13 protein-coding genes are annotated in these 18,593 nt (G+C 60.9%); 4 read left to right on the plus strand and 9 right to left on the minus strand.

Annotated features, from left to right (window positions below; genetic code table 11):
* Positions 1-23: 23 nt before the first annotated feature.
* Positions 24-4,433: a SpvB/TcaC N-terminal domain-containing protein gene (locus AC3ISG_RS04895; protein ID WP_489298630.1), complete on the minus strand. Its 4,410-nt coding sequence runs from the start codon at positions 4,431-4,433 to the stop codon at positions 24-26.
* Between the two features lie 249 nt (positions 4,434-4,682).
* Complete coding sequence (locus AC3ISG_RS04900; protein ID WP_081567934.1) at positions 4,683-6,206, minus strand: fumarate hydratase; 1,524 nt, start codon at positions 6,204-6,206, stop codon at positions 4,683-4,685.
* 414 nt (positions 6,207-6,620) lie between these two features.
* On the opposite strand from AC3ISG_RS04900, the gene AC3ISG_RS04905 reads away from it, so the two are divergent.
* On the plus strand, positions 6,621-7,727 hold the full coding sequence (locus tag AC3ISG_RS04905) for a GGDEF domain-containing protein (RefSeq protein ID WP_122535984.1): 1,107 nt from the start codon (positions 6,621-6,623) through the stop codon (positions 7,725-7,727).
* Positions 7,720-8,658, plus strand: coding sequence for an iron-sulfur-binding ferredoxin reductase (locus AC3ISG_RS04910; protein ID WP_489298631.1), 939 nt, complete (start codon positions 7,720-7,722; stop codon positions 8,656-8,658). Before AC3ISG_RS04905 ends, AC3ISG_RS04910 begins: the two co-directional genes overlap by 8 nt.
* Positions 8,659-8,731: 73 nt before the next feature.
* Here the strand turns inward: AC3ISG_RS04910 and pyk are convergent, their stop codons facing one another.
* Positions 8,732-10,183, minus strand: a complete 1,452-nt coding sequence (gene pyk / locus AC3ISG_RS04915; RefSeq protein WP_122535986.1) for a pyruvate kinase — start codon at positions 10,181-10,183, stop codon at positions 8,732-8,734.
* Positions 10,184-10,362: 179 nt separating this feature from the next.
* On the opposite strand from pyk, the gene AC3ISG_RS04920 reads away from it, so the two are divergent.
* Together AC3ISG_RS04920 and AC3ISG_RS04925 are read left to right on the plus strand one after the other, a co-directional pair.
* Positions 10,363-10,737: a tetratricopeptide repeat protein gene (locus tag AC3ISG_RS04920; protein ID WP_489298632.1), complete on the plus strand. Its 375-nt coding sequence runs from the start codon at positions 10,363-10,365 to the stop codon at positions 10,735-10,737.
* A 313-nt stretch (positions 10,738-11,050) separates the two neighbouring features.
* Positions 11,051-11,410, plus strand: coding sequence for a PilZ domain-containing protein (locus tag AC3ISG_RS04925; protein ID WP_122535987.1), 360 nt, complete (start codon positions 11,051-11,053; stop codon positions 11,408-11,410).
* A gap of 11 nt (positions 11,411-11,421) precedes the next feature.
* Here the strand turns inward: AC3ISG_RS04925 and AC3ISG_RS04930 are convergent, their stop codons facing one another.
* Genes AC3ISG_RS04930 through AC3ISG_RS04955 form a run of 6 tightly spaced genes read right to left on the minus strand, consistent with a single transcriptional unit; the run spans position 11,422 to position 18,411 of the window.
* A complete protein-coding gene (locus AC3ISG_RS04930) occupies positions 11,422-12,777 on the minus strand; it encodes a DUF58 domain-containing protein (RefSeq protein ID WP_489298633.1) in 1,356 nt (451 codons plus the stop codon).
* A complete protein-coding gene (locus tag AC3ISG_RS04935; RefSeq protein WP_122535989.1) occupies positions 12,774-13,850 on the minus strand; it encodes an AAA family ATPase in 1,077 nt (358 codons plus the stop codon). The genes AC3ISG_RS04930 and AC3ISG_RS04935 overlap by 4 nt, the downstream gene beginning before the upstream one ends.
* Complete coding sequence (locus AC3ISG_RS04940) at positions 13,847-15,067, minus strand: DUF4350 domain-containing protein (RefSeq protein ID WP_489298634.1); 1,221 nt, start codon at positions 15,065-15,067, stop codon at positions 13,847-13,849. The genes AC3ISG_RS04935 and AC3ISG_RS04940 overlap by 4 nt, the downstream gene beginning before the upstream one ends.
* The gene (locus AC3ISG_RS04945) at positions 15,064-16,710 is read right to left on the minus strand and encodes a DUF4129 domain-containing protein (RefSeq protein WP_489298635.1); all 1,647 of its coding nucleotides are present in this window, start codon (positions 16,708-16,710) and stop codon (positions 15,064-15,066) included. The genes AC3ISG_RS04940 and AC3ISG_RS04945 overlap by 4 nt, the downstream gene beginning before the upstream one ends.
* The gene (locus tag AC3ISG_RS04950) at positions 16,697-17,677 is read right to left on the minus strand and encodes a stage II sporulation protein M (protein WP_489298636.1); all 981 of its coding nucleotides are present in this window, start codon (positions 17,675-17,677) and stop codon (positions 16,697-16,699) included. The genes AC3ISG_RS04945 and AC3ISG_RS04950 overlap by 14 nt, the downstream gene beginning before the upstream one ends.
* The gene (locus tag AC3ISG_RS04955) at positions 17,674-18,411 is read right to left on the minus strand and encodes an RDD family protein (RefSeq protein WP_489298637.1); all 738 of its coding nucleotides are present in this window, start codon (positions 18,409-18,411) and stop codon (positions 17,674-17,676) included. Before AC3ISG_RS04955 ends, AC3ISG_RS04950 begins: the two co-directional genes overlap by 4 nt.
* Between the last annotated feature and the right edge of the window lie 182 nt (positions 18,412-18,593).

Here is an 18,593-nt window from a genome sequence, read left to right on the forward strand (position 1 = left end):
GAGCATTCGACTCAGGCCTGCTGCTACAGATCTGAAAATCCGATGTTGCTGACGTTTCGGGCTGCACGGATGGCGAGCATCTCCTCTTCTGTATCGTTCTCGTCCTCGCTGATGCTGTACCAGGTCAGATAAGTCTGGCGTCGCATGAAATCAGCCGCTGTGTAGGTCACGGTCGGGCGCCCAAGCGGGTCGTAATGTTGCTTGTCGCAGTAACCGTAGTCTCGGATGGACTGGTCGTTTACGTAGCGGTGCGTGTTGGCGAAGTAGGGTCTGTAAATCCGGATCGGCAGGCCCTTGGTGTTGTATTCCACCCGTTCGCTGACCCGCCAGCGAGGTGAGGCGGGTACAACAACCGGCCCGACTTTCCCCTCTTTCTCGTTTCCGGTAACGGGATCAACTGTGGGTTTGCTTTTCGCGACTTCCAGATTTCCAGTGTCGGGATCGACCTTATAGGCGTCACCGTCCTCCACCCGTTGGCGGGTTTGCAGAACGCGACCGAAGCCGTCGTAGGACACCAGTGATAGACGAATCTGCCGTTCCGGGTCATCCGGATATCGGTCAGCTACCAGCGTGGCGGTGTGCACAGGTTGATGCTGTGAAGACCGGTCCATCCAGCTGAAAGCGTCGTAGCAGTGATAAGTGGCGCGCCGGCCCAGGGTTAGAGGCGCCGAGGCGATAGCTTCGCCAGGTGTTACCGGATAAGGCAGTGTTCCGATGGGGTCAAACCCCACCTTGACGCCCAGCTCGGTGCCATAAAAGCTGGTGGCACGCAGTTGACCAAAGGCGTCGTAAGCCGCCTCCTGAGTGTTTTGGTTCGGGTCGACGAGGCGGACGGGCTGCAAGGTCCGGTACTCATAGGTGGCTGTGGTTTTACAACCTGTCGGGTCCGTCATGCTCGTAACCAGCATCCAATAGGCGTCGTACTCCACAGTGCTCCAGCCATGGCTGCTCGTCGGCTTGAACGCTGTGACATGGTAAAAAGCCGCCGCTGGGGCGTAAGTATTGAAGCCGCGTCTGACCGACCACAGGTTCAGCCCGTCATCGGGTAGAAAACTCGGCATCCGTTCATATTTGAGCGCGACCAGGCGCTCGATCAGTTTCTCGGGCGCCATCACGCGGTCGTAAGCGCTCAGCGCGTGATCATCCAGCTCGGCCAGTTCGACGGCATCGGGAAGCGCCACGAACGTGGCCTCTTTTCCTGTGCAGTCTACGTAGCGCTGCAAGGAGAGTGCAGTCAGCGTGCGTGGCAGCCCGTTGAATTTGCCTGAGGGATCGATGAAGGCCTCGTAACTGATGTCCTCCACCGAGAACGCTGTGGCGGGGGCGAGCATGGCGTTGCTGCGCTGCCGGTAAGGCAGGCCCAATCGCCAACCTTGTGGTGCCTCAAGATGAATCGGCTCAACACGCTGCTCCTGAAAATAAAAGGTCTGTTGGGCATCATCATGGGAGGCCTGCCACCAGGTCTGCTGGTACTCGTCGTCGAAGGGAGTGTCGTCGCCGAATGTCTTGCGCCGGGCGCAGTTGACCGAGGCGACGTGTATCAGTGTGCCGAACGTGTCCCAGGCCAGGCTCACTGTTCGATCGCACTGCGGATCGTCCGCTTGGCGTTCGTATCGATAACTGATTGACTCAAGCGCCAGCGGCAGCATGCGCGCATACGGCTGGAACGGGCTGAGCGGTGCCAGTTGCCTGACTAGGTAGCGCGAGCTTTGCACCGAATACGGCACTGATTGCGTGGCGGCGCCGTCGATGCCGAATACCTCAACGCGCAACACGCTGCCAGCCAGCGCGCGGGCCATTTCCCGGCCGGTGGCGTCATCGATCTTGTCGATGATTCTGTCGACTGATCCATCGAACTCGGTCAGCAAATGAGCACCGAGCACCTGCGCGTCGGGATCGCTTGTGTTGTAGTCGTCAGGTTCACGTTGCGGGTAGCGGCCGGTATGAAACCAGGTCTTGATCATGACAGGCGCGGTGAAACCCTCATTTTTGTCCGGAGCGGCGGGCGCGTCGGTGTCGGTTTGGATCAACAAGCCGAAACCGCGGAATTCTCGCTCGCTGCCCTCGTAAAAGCCTTGGCGGTACTGGAATTTCTGGGTCAAAAGGTTTTGCGTGATCTCGTCGAACTGGGTCTGCCTGACCACCACATGCACTGGAAACGGCAGCTCGGGTACTGGCGCTTCGGCGCATGCGAGCAGCTCGTGTTTTTCGTCCAGCCACTCCTGCGCGGAACTGCGGTAAAACACTTCGCTGAGCGCGCCCATGTTATTGATGCTGCGCTGCAGCAAATAGGGTTTGAGATAAGGCTTCAATGGCGCCGTGCGTTCCGAATAGTCAAAGCACCAGTGGCGCGGCTTCATGTGCGGTGTGGTCAGTACCAAGCTAGAGCAGCCCAAGCCCCGAAGATCCGTCATGCTGACCTGACAGAACCGGTCGTAGCGCACACCGTCCGGCCAGTTTTGCACGTGGGCTTCATTCAGCCCATTGCCCCCGCGGTTCATGAAAATGCTGAAATGATCGGGCTCCAGATACAAAAGGTCCGCGGCCCCGGAGCCGTCCAGGTCGGCCAGTCTGATTCTCCCCGCATCAAACGCTTCATGGCTGAAGGGCAGGGCGGCGAACAGTTTGCCGCTGCCGAAACGCCCGGCGCCCAGATTGGGCCAGAACCAGATGGCGTCGTGCCGGATACGAATCAGATGCTGTTGCCCGGTGCCCAGAATGTCGCAGAAGGCCACCAGCTCATCAGGGCTGTTGCTCAGCAGCGGAAGACTGTCGTCATCGTGCGGGACATCGATTCCGGGGCCGAAACCGCCAGCCCGTTTGTTGGCATAGAGACGCACGCTGCGTGGGCCGATCAATGCCAGATCGCTCAGACCGCCGCCGATCAGGTCAGCCAATTGCCCTTGCGGGTGAAAAAATTCGGGAGGAAAGGCGCCGAACGTCGCGAACCTGGACCAACTGCGATCAGGGTTCAGGGTGAAAAATCCCGCCATGCCCGGCTGTGCCACCAACCAATCCAGCCGACCGTCGCCGGTGAGATCGACAAGGGATTGGCGGACAGGTTTTGTAGCGTCGGCTGCAGGGATGTCCTGCAGCCATTGCCAAGGGCCGTATTGGATGGCGTCCGGGTCTTCCGATGTTTCGTCCCGCAACGGCTCACGGTAGTACCAGGCCTTGTCCTGTTGATACAGCACGCCGGGGAGGCCGTCGCCATACAAGTCCACGAGCTGGTAGTGCTGACCGTCATTCAAGCCCGGTAGGTCATCGAACGGATGGAAGCCGCCGATGCTGACGTCGAACTCGCCCCACTCGAATACGACCGGAGGGCGCGGCTGCAGGTAATCCTTGTTCGCATCAAGAGGATCAGCTGCCACACCTTGCAAATGAGCTTCCCGCAGCATGTTGTAGCCCAAGCCCAGCGTCTGATATTTCAGCAGCAGGCGGGTGATCAGCCGTGGTTCCTCGCCCAGCCCCTCGTCGGGGAAGTGGTGAAACATCAATACCTGCTGGCACAGACGCAGGTTGCCCAGCTCGAAACCGTACGCAAAGCTTGAGTGCGGATCGGAACGCACCGGCCAGGCGTGCTCGTCGGTATAGGCTGGAATCCCTGCCGCGTCTGTATTGCGCTCGCCGTAATCAAACAGCAGGTCGAAATGCCAGTTGAGGCTCTCCAGCTGCTCCGGCTTCCACAGATACAGATCCGGCGATTGCGCTTTATTGCCATAGCGCACACGCCATAGGTAGCACTGGGCAATGTAGTCCCGCGGCGAATCATCAGCCAGGCCCACTTCGTCTTCGGCCTTGTACTCGTAAAGGATGTGCTCGCCCAGCGCATTCATCGTTTCTTCCAGCAACCACTCGGCAACGTGGTCGGGATTAGCCGGGTCGGTACGGCGCGATCCGGGGTTCTTGCCGTAAAAAGCCAGGCTGCCATCGGCGCCATGAATCAGCCAGAAACCTGGGTCGCCAAGATCAATGCGCCAGTGTTCAATGCGATCAAACGCGCCTTCGACCCGGGCGAAATAACGGATGACCTGATACGTCTCGTCCAGCTCCAGTTCGAGATACTTGCTGACGGTCTCGAACACCAGCGAGCCATCGTCGGAACGTTCAGGCAGCCAGACTTCGCCGCTCGGGCCAAGGATTACATCGTCATCGGTGTAAGTCGGCACGCCTTTGCTGGCGCGCCGGGCCACGCAGCCAACGTTAAGTCCCCAGCCCATGCCAAACAGACCATTGCCCGCGGTGCTCTGGTAACCCAAAGCTAACGCAGGCGCATAACCCCGGCCCGCTGTAATGGGCAATGAGATACCAAATGACGCCGAACCACTGACGCCCACCGCGCCCCAGCCCTTGCCGATGCTCTGAATCGCGCCGCCGCCCTTGGGCAAGGATGGTGCTGAAATGCCGGGTTGTTGCGCCTGGGTCTCCATGACAGTGATCTCCCTGAGAACAGTGACTCAGCGTTTCACTGCGACATCGTCCTGTCACCTGTCATAAATACCAGCAGAGGCCTTATTCACTGGATTTGTCAGGCAAATCAATTGCCTCGCATCGTTCGTCGGGTTAGACCGAATTGCGATAGTCATTAACGCCATTGCTGATAAGAGGCTCGTACTGACGCTGTTGGACCAGCAAAAATAAACCCGGCCAATGCCGGGTTTATTCATGCAACGCAGCTGTTACTGCACTTCCACCGCCAGGCTTTCACTGATCTTCTTCTGCCAGATGGCGGGACCTGTGATGTGCACCGACTCGCCCTTGCTGTCGACCGCAACCGTCACCGGCATGTCCTTGACCTCGAACTCGTAGATCGCTTCCATGCCCAGTTCCGGGAACGCCAGCACTTGCGACTTCTTGATCGCCTGGGCGACAAGGTAAGCAGCGCCGCCGACGGCCATTAGGTAAACCGCTTTGTTGTCCTTGATCGCTTCGATGGCGGTCGGGCCGCGCTCGGATTTACCGATCATGCCCAACAGGCCAGTCTGCTCGAGGATCTGGCGGGTGAACTTGTCCATACGCGTCGCCGTGGTCGGACCGGCCGGGCCCACCACTTCGTCACCGACCGGATCGACCGGTCCGACGTAATAGATGAAGCGACCCTTGAGGTCCACGGGCAGGGTTTCGCCCTTGTTCAGCATCTCGACCATGCGCTTGTGCGCCGCGTCGCGACCGGTGAGCATCTTGCCGTTGAGCAGGACGGTTTCGCCCGGCTTCCAACTCTGCACGTCTTCCGGCGTCAGCGTGTCGAGGTTGACGCGGCGCGCTGACGGACCGGCTTCCCAGACGATCTCCGGGTAAGCGTCCAATGGCGGTGCTTCCAGGGAAGCCGGGCCGGAGCCGTCGAGCACGAAGTGGGCGTGACGGGTGGCGGCGCAATTGGGGATCATGCACACCGGCAAGGACGCTGCGTGGGTCGGGTAATCCATGATCTTGACGTCGAGCACGGTGGTCAGACCGCCGAGGCCCTGGGCGCCGATGCCCAGCTGGTTGACCTTCTCGAAAAGCTCCAGCCGCATTTCTTCCAGACGGTTCGACGGGCCGCGCGCCTTGAGCTCGTGGATGTCGATGGATTCCATCAGGACTTCCTTGGCCATCACCGCAGCTTTCTCGGCGGTACCGCCGATGCCGATGCCGAGCATGCCCGGTGGGCACCAGCCCGCGCCCATGGTCGGCACGGTTTTCAGCACCCAGTCGACGATCGAGTCGGATGGGTTGAGCATCGCCATCTTCGACTTGTTTTCCGAACCGCCGCCCTTGGCCGCCACGTCCACTTCCACGGTGTTGCCCGGGACAATGGAGTAGTGGATGACCGCCGGTGTGTTGTCCTTGGTGTTCTTGCGGGCGCCGGCCGGATCGGCGAGGATCGAGGCGCGCAAGACGTTTTCCGGCAGGTTGTAGGCGCGACGCACGCCTTCGTTGATCATGTCGTCCAGGCCCATGGTGGCGCCATCCCAGCGCACGTCCATGCCGACGCGGACGAACACGGTGACGATGCCGGTGTCCTGGCAGATCGGCCGATGACCGGTGGCACACATGCGCGAATTGATCAGAATCTGGGCCATGGAGTCGCGTGCGGCGGGCGACTCTTCACGGAGGTAGGCCTCGTGCATGGCTTGAATGAAGTCAACGGGGTGGTAATAAGAAATGAACTGCAAGGCGTCGGCGACACTCTGGATCAGGTCATCTTGCTTGATCACGGTCATGGGGCGCGCTCCTCTGATTGGCGGGAACATTCGAATTGCGGGTGGCGACGATACCGCCTAGGCCGGACGAAAGCATCTTGATCAGGCGTCAGACAGCCGGGCAACACCTCGGCGGGTCAGGGTAAAAAAGGCGCGGCAGTATAACCCGAGGTCGATTAAGGTACATCTGCCAACGACTAAGCCATGGTCGAAAGCGCCCACGGCATGCGCACTGAATCATCCATGAAACAGATTGCTACGGCCGTCTGGAAACACAGGAATTTGAATAGTCATTTTTTGGCGCACGCACTACAGTGGCAAGCTGCCTGCATTATCGCGCACGGCGCAGGCATGTTTTGATCTGTTGCCTGAAAAGTATCACAGGTCATCTTGCCGGTACGGGACGGACCCTTAATACCCATGATGAGTCAACGAGTGACTGCCCAAACCATCCAGCGTTTGCTGTTGAAACGTTTCGCGCTCGCTACCGGCACCTACGTGCTGGGGCTGATGCTCGTATGGATGGCGTATTTTACCGGCTACTACAACGCCACTTTCTTCGGGATCTGGTGCACGAGCGTACTCGTGCTCTTCTGCCAGGCCGCGCTGAGCCTGGTATTTTTCGGCGGTTACAACCGACGTTTCAAAGACCCCAGTCTCACCGAATTCCAGGTGCTGCTGGGTCTGGCCTGGCAGACGTTTCTCATCAGCCACATGGAAGCCTCCCGCGGCACCTTTCTGGTCATTTACGTGCTGGTGCTGATGTTCGGATTGTTTCACCTGCGCCCCAGTATTTTCGCCCGCTGCGCCCTGTTTGCCCTGTTGGGGTTTGCCGGCGTCAACCTGTGGGACGCCAGTCGCGGACGGCTTGCGGATCCGGGGCTGGCGGCGATTCAAACCTGCGCGCTGTTCATCGTCTTCTCTTGGCTGTGCCTGTTCGCAAGGTTCGTGCAGAACTCGCGCAACCGCATGCACCAGCGGCGGATTACCTTACAGGCGCATCAGGAAACCCTGCGCGGCATGATGCTGCAGCTTGAAGAACTGGCGTCCACCGACGAACTGACCAACCTCTGTAATCGCCGGCACTTCCTGCGCATTGCCACCCGTGAGCTCGAGCTCATGGACGGCAATTACACCGCCGGCCTGGCGCTCATTGATCTTGATCACTTCAAGCGGGTCAACGATATTCATGGCCACGCGACGGGGGACCGGGTGCTGCAGATGTTCGGCAAAACCGCCGCCGAGTGCTTACGCTCCGACGACATCCTCGCGCGCTATGGCGGTGAAGAGTTCGTCCTGCTGATCCCGCGCTGTACCCGTGCACAACTGGTCGAATGTTGCGAGCGCATTCGGCTCGCCTTCACCCATGTCACGCTGCCCGAACTTCCGGAGCTGGACCTGAGTTTGTCGATCGGCATGACGGTGATCGAGCGCGGCGATCACATGGACCGTGCCCTGCAACGTGCCGACCAGTCGCTGTATCGCGCCAAGCACCAGGGCCGCAACCGTTGCCACGGCGCCTGGGATTACGCCGATGCCTGAGTTGCGTGTGGGCGATCGGCACTGGTCGGTGGCGCCTGCGGCCAATTTGCTGGATGCCCTCAACGATGCCGGATTGTCCGTCCCCTACAGCTGCCGCGCCGGCAGTTGCCACGCGTGCATGGTCCGTTGCGTCATCGGCGATCCGCTGGACGCCGCACCCGATGCACTGGATGCCGACAAGCGCGCCCAAGGCTGGCGGCTGTCGTGCCAGTGCCGGGTAACGAGCGATCTGACTGTTGAGATCTTCGATCCCCTGCGCGATGGCTTGCCGGCAACCGTCGTCGGGGCTGACTGGCTAAGCCCGTCGGTGTTGCGTCTGCGACTGAACCCCGAACGCCCGTTGCGCTACCGCGCCGGCCAGCATCTGGTGCTCTGGACGGCAAGCGGCGTGGCGCGGCCTTATTCCTTGGCGAGCGTGCCGGGGGACGATCCCTTTCTGGAATTTCACATCGATTGCCAGCGTCAGGGCGCCTTTGCCGACGTCGCCCGTACACTGCAACCAGGCGATCCGATCCGCCTCGGCGAACTGCAGGGCGGCGCGCTGCAATACGAGCCTGACTGGCAGGACCGGCCGTTGCTGCTGCTGGCGGCGGGCACCGGATTGGCGCCGTTGTGGGGTGTGCTGCGGGAGGCGCTGCGGCAGGGCCATCAGGGTCAAATTCGCCTGCTGCATCTGGCGCGCGAGCCTCAAGAGCATTATCTGAGTCACGCGTTGAGTGAGCTGGGGAACCAGCATTCGAACCTGCACATGGAGCTGATCGAGCAGGAAAACTTTACGGCCGAGCTGAGTGCGTTACGCGTAACGTCTCGTCAGACCGTTGCGCTGGTATGCGGGTCGCCCGCCAGCGTCGAGGCGTTTTCGAAACGGCTGTTTATCGCAGGACTGCCGCGCAGCCAGTTGCTCGCGGACGTGTTTGTGGAGAAGGGCTGACGGCCTGTACGTTGAAGACATGAAAAAGCCCCGCACTCTCACGAGGCGGGGCTTTTTCGTGTTGCAGTGACGCTTAAACCATTGGGTCGCCGACGTGCAGGATCTTCATGCCGTTGGTGCCGCCGATGGTGTGGTAGCTGTCGCCCTTGGTCAGGATGACCCAGTCGCCTTGCTCGACCAGGCCGCGCTTGACCAGTTCGTCCACAGCGGACTGGCTGACCTGACCGGGCGGCAGTGCGGCCGGGTCGAACGGAATGGTGTACACGCCACGGAACATCGCCGCGCGCGCCTGAGTGCCGCGGTGCGGGGAGAACGCGTAGATCGGCACAGAGGAGCGAATGCGCGACATGATCAGCGGGGTGTAGCCGCTCTCGGTCAACGCGATGATCGCTTTCACGCCAGGGAAGTGGTTGGCGGTGTACATGGCCGCCAGCGCAATGCTCTCGTCACAACGGGTGAACGAGTGACCGACGCGGTGGCTGGAGGTCTTGCCAGTCGGATGACGCTCGGCACCGACGCAGATACGCGCCATCGCTTCCACGGCTTCGACCGGGTACGAACCGGCGGCGCTTTCGGCAGACAGCATCACGGCGTCGGTGTAGTCGAGCACGGCGTTCGCCACGTCAGACACTTCAGCGCGGGTTGGCATCGGGCTGGAAATCATCGATTCCATCATCTGCGTGGCAACGATCACCGCCTTGTTATGACGACGTGCGTGCAGGATGATTTTCTTCTGGACGCCCACCAGCTCGGCGTCGCCGATTTCCACGCCCAGGTCGCCACGGGCAACCATGACCGCGTCACTGGCGCGGATCAGCGCATCGAGGGTTTCGTCGTCAGCAACGGCTTCGGCGCGTTCGATCTTCGCCACCAGCCAGGCCGTGCCGCCGGACTCGTCACGCAGCTTGCGCGCGTATTCCATGTCGGCGGCATCACGCGGGAACGAAACGGCCAGGTAATCCAGGTCCATTTCGGCAGCGAGCTTGATGTCCTGCTTGTCTTTTTCAGTCAGCGCCGGCGCGGTGAGGCCGCCGCCGCGACGGTTGATGCCTTTGTGATCCGACAGCGGGCCGCCGATGGTCACGGTGCAATGCAGTGCATCGGCGGTCTGTGTATCAACGCGCATGACCACGCGTCCGTCGTCCAGCAGCAGCTCGTCGCCGACGCCACAGTCCTTGACCAGATCGGGGTAATCGATACCGACGATGTCCTGGTTACCGTCGGTCAGAGGATGGCTGGTGGAGAAGATGAACTTGTCACCTACCTTCAGCTCGATCTTCTTGTTGACGAATTTGGCGATGCGGATTTTCGGGCCTTGAAGGTCACCCAGTAACGCAACGAACCGGCCGTTCTTGGCGGCGATGTCGCGGATCAGCTTCGCGCGAGCCTTGTGCTCGTCGGGCGTGCCGTGGGAGAAGTTCAGACGGGCAACGTCCAGGCCAGCAAGAATCAGCTTCTCGATGACTTCTGGCGAATTACTGGCAGGGCCCAGTGTGGCTACGATTTTGGTGCGGCGAACGGTCATGCACAAACTCCTTAAATGAAGCGCAGCGAGAGGCTACTACTGTATTGCTCTGTAGTCATTGTTCCTTTGCACTACCTGACCCCCTGATCGCTGGGCAATCGGCAGGCCGGCGGCACTCAAATCGGCCTTGAAGAAATCTCGGAATACGCCGATACAAGGGCTGAGCACAGGAGACTCTCATGCGAATCGTGATGATATTAGTGGCGCTGCTTGCCTTGGGTGGCTGCACCCGCTGGGCAATGAACAGCCATTTGAACAACGCCAACCGCGCCTACGCCCAAGGCGACTGCGACGCGGTGATGTACAACCTGTCGAAAGTCGACCGAGAGAGCCGTTCGCGTCGTTACGTACAGCCCGAAGTGTCGATGTTGCGTGGCCAGTGCCTGGAACGCCAGAAGTTCTACATGGATGCGGTGCAGACCTACCAGTACATCATCACTCAGTTCCCGGAAAGCGAATATGCGTTCCGCGCCAAGGCCCGTCTGGACACTCTGCATCAGCTGGGCAATGACAACCTGGCGCCGCCCGCCACCCCGCGTGCTGCTTCACGCTAGTTACACCCGAGTGGATATACGGTCACGTTTCCGGGTGGATATCGGGAAAACGTGAGCTAGGCTGCAATGAGTAGGGACCTAAGTGTTTTGACGAAGGTGACAGCGCCACTGATCCGAAAGCGGGGCGATAGGTGTGGTTAGCGCAAATCGGCCGCTCGTATCAGTGACTTTTGCCAGTGCCGGATGAGTCAGATGTCGTCATCGGTTTTTCCGCTGATGGATTCTGGCGACACGGGTCTGGCAGTTTCGTGCAACCGAATCCCAAAGCACTAGCGCGGCCATGCTCAATGGTCATCTCAGGGCGAGTGTCCGAATGCTTAATGAAAGACGAATAGAACGTCACCAACTGCCTTACTACCTGCAAGTGTTCAACCGGTACACCGATAAACCGTTGGGTTGCCTTGGTAACGTGTCTGAACAAGGCCTGATGCTGATCAGCGATCTGCCCATTCTGGTGGGGGCTGATTTTCAGCTGCGCCTGAAAGTGCCTGACGGGAAGAACGGCCTGTACAACATTGATATCGACGCCAGCTGCCTGTGGTGTCAGGAAGACGAAACCCCGCGCGTGTTCGATTCCGGCTTCCGGCTGCAAGCGGCGCCGGCGGAATACTTTGTCCTCATTCAGGCTTTGCAGCACTACTTCAGTTTCTATCCGCTGGAAGCGTCCGCCTGAAGGCAGGCACCCTACAAGGCCCCGGCCTTTTTCCAGCTCATGTATCGGCTGACCAACTCCGGGCCCAGCTCACTGGGGCGCACATCCAGCACCGGGATGCCATGGGCGACTAAACGCTCATGCAGCCCGCTCCGGGCGTTCAGCAGGTCGACCGTACCGCAATAATCCACGGCCTGTTGCCAGGTCTGCACCGGCGTTTGGCGCAGATCGTCGAGCACAACTTCGCGCAAACTGGCTATCAGCACGCGATGATGGCGACTCAGCTGTTTGACCGCTTCCAGTAACTGCTCGTCATCCTCGTCCCGCAGATTAGTCACCAAGACCACCAACGCCCGGCGTTTCTGCCGCGCAAGGATGTTTCGCATCGCTACCGCGTAATCCGCAGGTCGCTGGGTCGCGTTGACGTTGTAGAGGTGATTCAACAGCACGTTCAACTGGCCCGCGCCTTTGACGGGTGGCAAATGCCGGTCCTGTTCGCCCGCAAAGGTTGAAAGCCCGACTGCGTCGCCCTGACGCAAGGCCACATAGCTCAGCAGCAGGCAGGCGTTGAGCCCGTGGTCGAAGTGCGTCAGATCGCCGTCCTGGCTGCGCATGCGTCGGCCACAGTCGAGCATGAACAGGATTTGCTGATCGCGCTCATCCTGATATTCCCGTGCAATGGGCGCGCGATGCCTGGCCGTGGCCTTCCAGTCGATCTGACGCAGGCTGTCGCCTTCACGAAATTCACGCAGCTGGTGAAATTCCCGGCCCAGCCCCCGGCGCGGCTGTTGGCGAATGCCGATCTGCCTGAGCCAGTTCTCGACGCCCAGCAGCTGTCCGTCGTGCAACCGGGCGAAATCCGGGTACACCCGGACGGTGTCATGGTTGGGTACATGCCGCCGGGATGACCAAAGGCGCAACGGGCTGCGCATGAGGATCTCGGTCTGTTCGAAGGTGAAATCCCCGCGACTGGCCGGCCGCAGCCGGTAAGTCAGCTGCGTCGTGCGCTGTGGGCGCAGCGCGACTTTCTGGGGCAGATGTTCGGTTTCGTAGCGGGCGTCCGGCTCGGTAGGGCCATGATCAAAGAGGGTCATGTGCAGTGCGCGGGGGGAATCGTGTTCCAGCTCGACCTGCACCTCGCTCCAGCGCCCCATTCCCAGACTGCCGGCCAAGCGCCGCTTGACCCGAGGGGAGGGCAGACGCCACAGCCATGCCGCATCCAACGCAGCGACGGCAGTCATCACCCCTAGCAGGGTCCAGAAAACCCCGTCCAGTCGGGCAACCGGACCGCGCCCCAATGCCTGCAGAATGCCGAGCAGCACCGACACGCTCAGCAGAACGGCCAGCCACCAGAGCATCCGTGTCGACGGCTTGAGCAGTTGCTTCATCGACGCGGCGCCGCCACCTGATCCAGCATTTGCTTGAGCACTTGATCCACCGACAAGCCTTCGATGTCCAGCTCCGGCGCAAGCCTCACCCGATGACGCAGCACTGCCAGGGCGCAGCCCTTGACGTCGTCAGGTACGACGAACTCGCCGCCGCGCAACAGCGCCCGCGCGCGGGCTCCCCGAATCAGTGCGATAGACGCACGCGGCCCCGCGCCGAGTGTCAGGCCCGGCCACGTGCGAGTGGCGCGAGCAAGCCGCACGGCATAATCGAGGACCTGTTCATCCACCGGCAGATCGCCGGCGATGCGTTGCAGCGCCAGCACATCCTTTGCCTGCATCAAGGTGCGCAAGGGCTGGACGTCGAGCATGTCAGAGCGGGTCGAACGCGTGACCTGACGGACCATCTCCAGCTCCTGATCGGCCTGGGGATAATCCATGCGCACTTTGAGCATGAAGCGGTCGAGCTCGGCTTCGGGCAATGGGTAAGTGCCTTCCTGTTCAATCGGGTTCTGCGTCGCCAGCACCATGAACGGTTGCGGCACCGGTAACGCACGGCCCTCCAGCGTGACCTGACGTTCCTGCATCGCCTCAAGCAGCGCGGCCTGGGTTTTGGCCGGTGCGCGGTTGATCTCGTCCGCGAGCAGCAGATGCGTAAACAACGGCCCCTTGCGCAGTTTGAACTGCTCGCTCTGCATGTCGTACACGGCATGGCCGGTGACGTCGCTGGGCATCAGGTCAGGGGTGAACTGAATCCGCGCGAACTCGCCGCCGAAACACCGGGCCAGCGCCCGCACCAACAGCGTCTTGCCAAGCCCGGGGACACCTTCGAGCAGGACATGGCCACCGCCGATCAGTGCGGTCAGTACATCATCGATCACGGTGTCCTGACCGATGACCGCTTTTTGCAGCTCGTGCCGCACTGCCTGTGCCAGATGAATCGCGCGCTGGCGCTGCTGCGCCGGGTGGCTGCCCGAGGCGGTGGCCGGTTCGGTGTGCGTAGGGTCCACAGCCGGGGTTTCAGGAGTGGGGAGGTGATGGGACGCGTGACTTGGCTCGGTCGGTTGATCGCTCATAAGGCATTCCTGATGGTTTGCAGGTACGCAACCTGACGGGTGAATTCGCTGCTGGACAGGCGCTGCTCCGGCCGCGGGCGCAATGCCTGACCGATGCTGCTGGTGGACTGACGCGTCATGCGCGCCAGCGTTTGCCATTGTTCGGTGACGGCCAGGGTTTCGAAGCCGGGGTGGCGCTGCCGGGCGCGGCGCAGGATGTCCTGCTGCAAGGCGCGCAACGCGGCATGCTGACCTTCTCGGCGGAGCATGAAGTCGGCGTTTGCGCGCAGGTGTTCGCTGAGCTGACGGCGACCGCGCGGCGGGATGGGCAACATCGGGCCGTAGCGCATGCCTGCGTGCCACAGCGTTGCAACGAGGCACAGCGCCAAGGCGAGCAGCGCCTGGGGAAAGTATTTCCAGAGCAGCCCAAACAGGTTGTCGTGTTCAGTGCGCAGCACCATCGTGACAGTGCTGTCCTGGCTCAGGTACCAGAGCAGCCAGGCATTGTCGTATTCACCGATGGCTTGGGTTTTCCAAAGATCGGCGTCGGTGACGACAGTGATCAATCCGGAGCCGTACACCATTTGCAGCAGGTGCGTGGCGTCAGCGCTGTTGGCCCATGACTGTGCATGATCCTCCGGGTCATCGAGATGGAAGGCCGGGTCGAAGCTCATGTAGGCCGGATCGTTTTCGTTTTGCACAAACAGCCGGGTCAACTCGGGCCACGGCGTTTCCGGGCCTTGAATGTCCGGCGTGCTCAACGGGATGACCGGCTTGAGCTGTTCGCGCTGTCGTTCGCGATCCTGCTCTTGCAGATCCTGGGTGAGAAATTGATGAATCTGCAATTGATCCAGCAACAGGTCGCCACTGCTCCCCTTGGCGGGGTCCCACAACTGTTCGGCAACAAACAGAAGGCGGCCGCCTGATCGGGTCCAGGCCAGCAAGCGCTTGACCTCGGACGGCGTCATCCTTTCGCGGAAATCCAGCAGCATCAGCGTTTGCGGCTGGTTACGGAGGTCAGGGAGCGTGGTGAGCGTTTCAACGGTCTTCACCTGAATGTTTCGTTGACGCAGGAACGTCTGCGCGGCGAGATAAGGATTGGCCAGCGCTTCAGGCGAAGGTCCCTGGTCCACGGTGTCCTCATAACGTTCGAGCCGCTTCAGCACAGGCACACTGGCGATGACGATGCTTGCCAGCATCAGCGCAACGACCAGCCCGATGATCCAGCGCCGGCTCATGTGCGTGCTTCCTGCGCGAACAACTTCCGCCAGCTTGAACACAGCGCCTGTCGTGCATGATCCGGCGGCACCTGGTGCCCGTACGCGAGATTTTGCCAGTGGCGCGTCAGTTCATGACTGAAGTCATCGAGGAATGGCTGCTTGAGCTCGGCAATGCGTGCCAATATCTGGCCCTCGGTGTCCGCGCTTTTCAGCGGCAACTGGTAATCCGTCAACAGTCGGCTCAGCAGTGCGCGGTAAAGCAGACTCAAAGCTTCTCGGGGTGACTGCTGCCACAGCCTCTCCGCTGCACCCGCGACATCCGTTGGCAGCGTTTCAGCGCGAACTTGCAAGCCGAAGAGTTGGTGGGGGATGTCTCGGGGGGCAATTGCCTTGCGGGGGCTTTTATCCACGAAGGTGGCGAACCAGGCCCGATAGCGCCAGATTACCCACGCGACCGTGAGGCCGAGCAGGGTCCATAACGTTGCGCCAAACACCGTCGACAGGGTTTTGCCCAGGTTGAGCGCGCCGACGACCAGTCGCGCCACCCAATTTGGTGTCTCGGTTGACTTGGCATCATGGCTGGCATCGTGTTTAGGTTGGGCGATGCGCCACCCTGAGACCGGTTTGGGATTTTTGAACGGGGGTTGCTCAAGCACTGAATGGATGGTGTTTTGTGACGCCTGGCTGGTCAGCGGCTGATTGAGCAGGCGAGGTGAGTCGGGCGGTGCCACGTCCTCGTCAGTCTGCGGGTTGTCCAGCGGCGGCAGCGGGCAGCTATTGCCCGACTCGCTGGGTATTTCGTCCGCCATTGACGGGGCTGCCATCAACGGGTTTGCCGCCGACTCTGCCATAGCGGAAGACGGCAACAGCGTCAGCGCAAGTACGCCGCCGAATAACAACGCCACTGCACTGCCCAGAACACGCTCGCGCAGCTTGCGGAAACGTAGTTCGATGTCCCACGCCTCCAGTGCAGTTCGACGATTGAGGTAGAGCGAAAACCCGCAGGACACGTAAACCGGTCCCCACACGATCAACACCAGCGCATAAAACCCGTTGGTCAGATGCTCAAGCCAGTTCCACTCACCTTCAATGTCCAGCAAGCTGCGCCACGACCAGTCGGCTTCGATCTGCGGCGGAATCATGGCGTAGAACAACACCATCAGGCCGATCCAGAAGGTCATTTCAAGGGTGCTGCCCAGTGCGGTCAGCAGACGCGCCGCCCGGGAATCCTTCTGGCCAAGTACGGCAATGCGCTGCGCCCGCGGTAACCCGTCAAGTCCCTCCAGTTGCTGCACCGGCTGGTAGAAGCTGCGGCTGAGGCTCAGACGCCGCCAGCTCAGGGTCGCGATCATCTGCGGTTTGAATGCGGACGGAAAACTTTTCAGCGCCTGCTTGAGCGAAGGTGTCGAGCCGAACAGAGCCTGGGACAGAATCAACAGCGGCAGCCGTTCGTATGCCGGCTTCAGCCACCAGAACACCAGGACTGACACCGACGGGTAATCCCACAGCAGCAGGGTCAGGAGCGCGAAGACTGGCAAGGTAACGATGGCCCAGCTGGTCATCAGCAAGGCGCGATGCCGTTGCGCCAGAAGGACGCCCAGATCGATGGCTTCCCAGGGCGTACGTGGACGTATCGCTACGCTGGCGTCAGTCAGGCGCATGGGGCGTGCGTCCGGCAAGCGTCAGGTAGGCCCCGACCAACAGCCATAAAGAAGCGCCCACCCCATATTTGGCCGTCGCTGGCGGCCAGCTCATCGACGACCAGTACGCTTCAATGAATGCGGCGATGAGCAGGAACATCGCGACCCCGCCAATCAGTCGTACGCTGATTTGGGCAGCCTGGCGAAGCGCCTCGCCTCGGCGCAGGCGGCCGGGAGCGACCAGCGCCCATCCGAGTTTTAGCCCCGCCGCACCCGCCAGCGTGATGCCGGTCAGCTCGAAGGCGCTGTGCCCGACCACGAACGGCCAGAAGGTTGAGCCCATGCCTGCGTCGGTCAGATGGCCCGCAACCGCGCCAATCATCAGCCCGTTGAAGAACAGAAAGAACAGACTGCCGACGCCGAAGAACAGGCCACTGGCGAAGGTCTGGAAAGCGATGCCGATGTTGTGCATGACGTAGTAACCGAACATCAGCCAGTCAGTGCTGGATGCGCGCTCGGCCGTTTGCCCGATGCGCCGTGCGGCGGGCTCGTACATGGCGTGCATCTCGGCGACATCGGCGGGGCTGACGACGCTGTAGACCAGATCCGGATAGCCGTAAACCAACAGCGCCATGAACGTCAGGCTGCCAAAAAACAGCAGGCCGGCGAGGGCGACCCATCGCCATTGAGCACGCACCAGCCGCGGAAAGTCCGCCAGCACAAAACTCAGCAACTGCGCAGTGAATTGACTTCGGTGGCGATACAACTGCTGGTGGCCGCGCATCGCAAGCTGTTGCAGGTGCTCGACCAGATGACTGGCGTAGCCACGGTCAATCGCCAACGAAAGGTGTTGGCAGATCTGACGGTATTCCCGGCTGAAGCCGGCACCGGATTCACTTTTACGGCGACTCCCTTCCAGCACCTCAAGGCGTGTTGCAAAGCGTTGCCAGTCTTCTGCATGGCGTTTTTCGAACAGGCTCTGCTTCATGGCGAGCCGGCCAGGCTGCGCGCAATGCCATTCAATTGCCGGACGGGATAGTGAGGATCTTGCGAGGTAGATAATTGCAACGGCTGCGTGACGATGGCAGCAAGCTCTTGAGCCCTCGCCGAAGAAAGTGTGCCTTGCCGCTCGGCAAAGGCTTGTATGGCGCGCTGTTCCTCCAATAAGAGGGGCAGCGGCGGACTCATCGCTGTGGCTTCAGCCAGCGGCGGTCGTTGAGGAGGTAAATCTCGATAGATCACCAGCGTGCCGGCCGCGAGATCCCCAAGGCGTTTGAACAGCGGGTGCTGCAGGCAGGTGAACGCGCCAACGCAGTAGCCGAAGGGCAGCATGTCTACGAAGCGCAGCAAGTTGCGCAGCACTGAAGCCGACCAGCCGATTGGCGTGCCGTCATCGTGAATGACCCGCAGCCCCATGATCTGCTTCCCCGGCGTGCGTCCCTGATGCAGCACCTCGAAAAGCACCATATAGCCCCAGGTTCCGAGAAACAGCGCGAGCATGAACAGCCCGGTGCCGAAGTCGCCCAACGCTCCCAGCACGAAAAACAGCGCACCCAGGAGTGCGCCGCGAATCATCAGGTCGATGCCGAAAGCAATTGACCGGGACAGCAACCCGGCGGGGCGCAGGATAAGGTCTATGCCCTCAGGCGTTTCCATGCGAACACGAGTGTCCAGCAGGGCAAGCGGTGCAGCAATTCCTGGCTCTGCATGGGAAAGGGACATAAAGAAAGGCGCGCCGGTGAAAGAGGTTTGATGCTAGCCACGCCGGAGCGGCTAAGCAACAGGATGATTCTGGTCGAAGTGTGGGAATAGTCCTGTTACAACTTGCTGGCCACAGACAGCCGCCACTTTCGCACAAACTGTGTCGCAGTATCCCAGGCCGTAGGGTTTATTGACTGGCGTCA

The sequence above is a fragment of the Pseudomonas sp. GL_135 genome, from assembly GCF_057834665.1.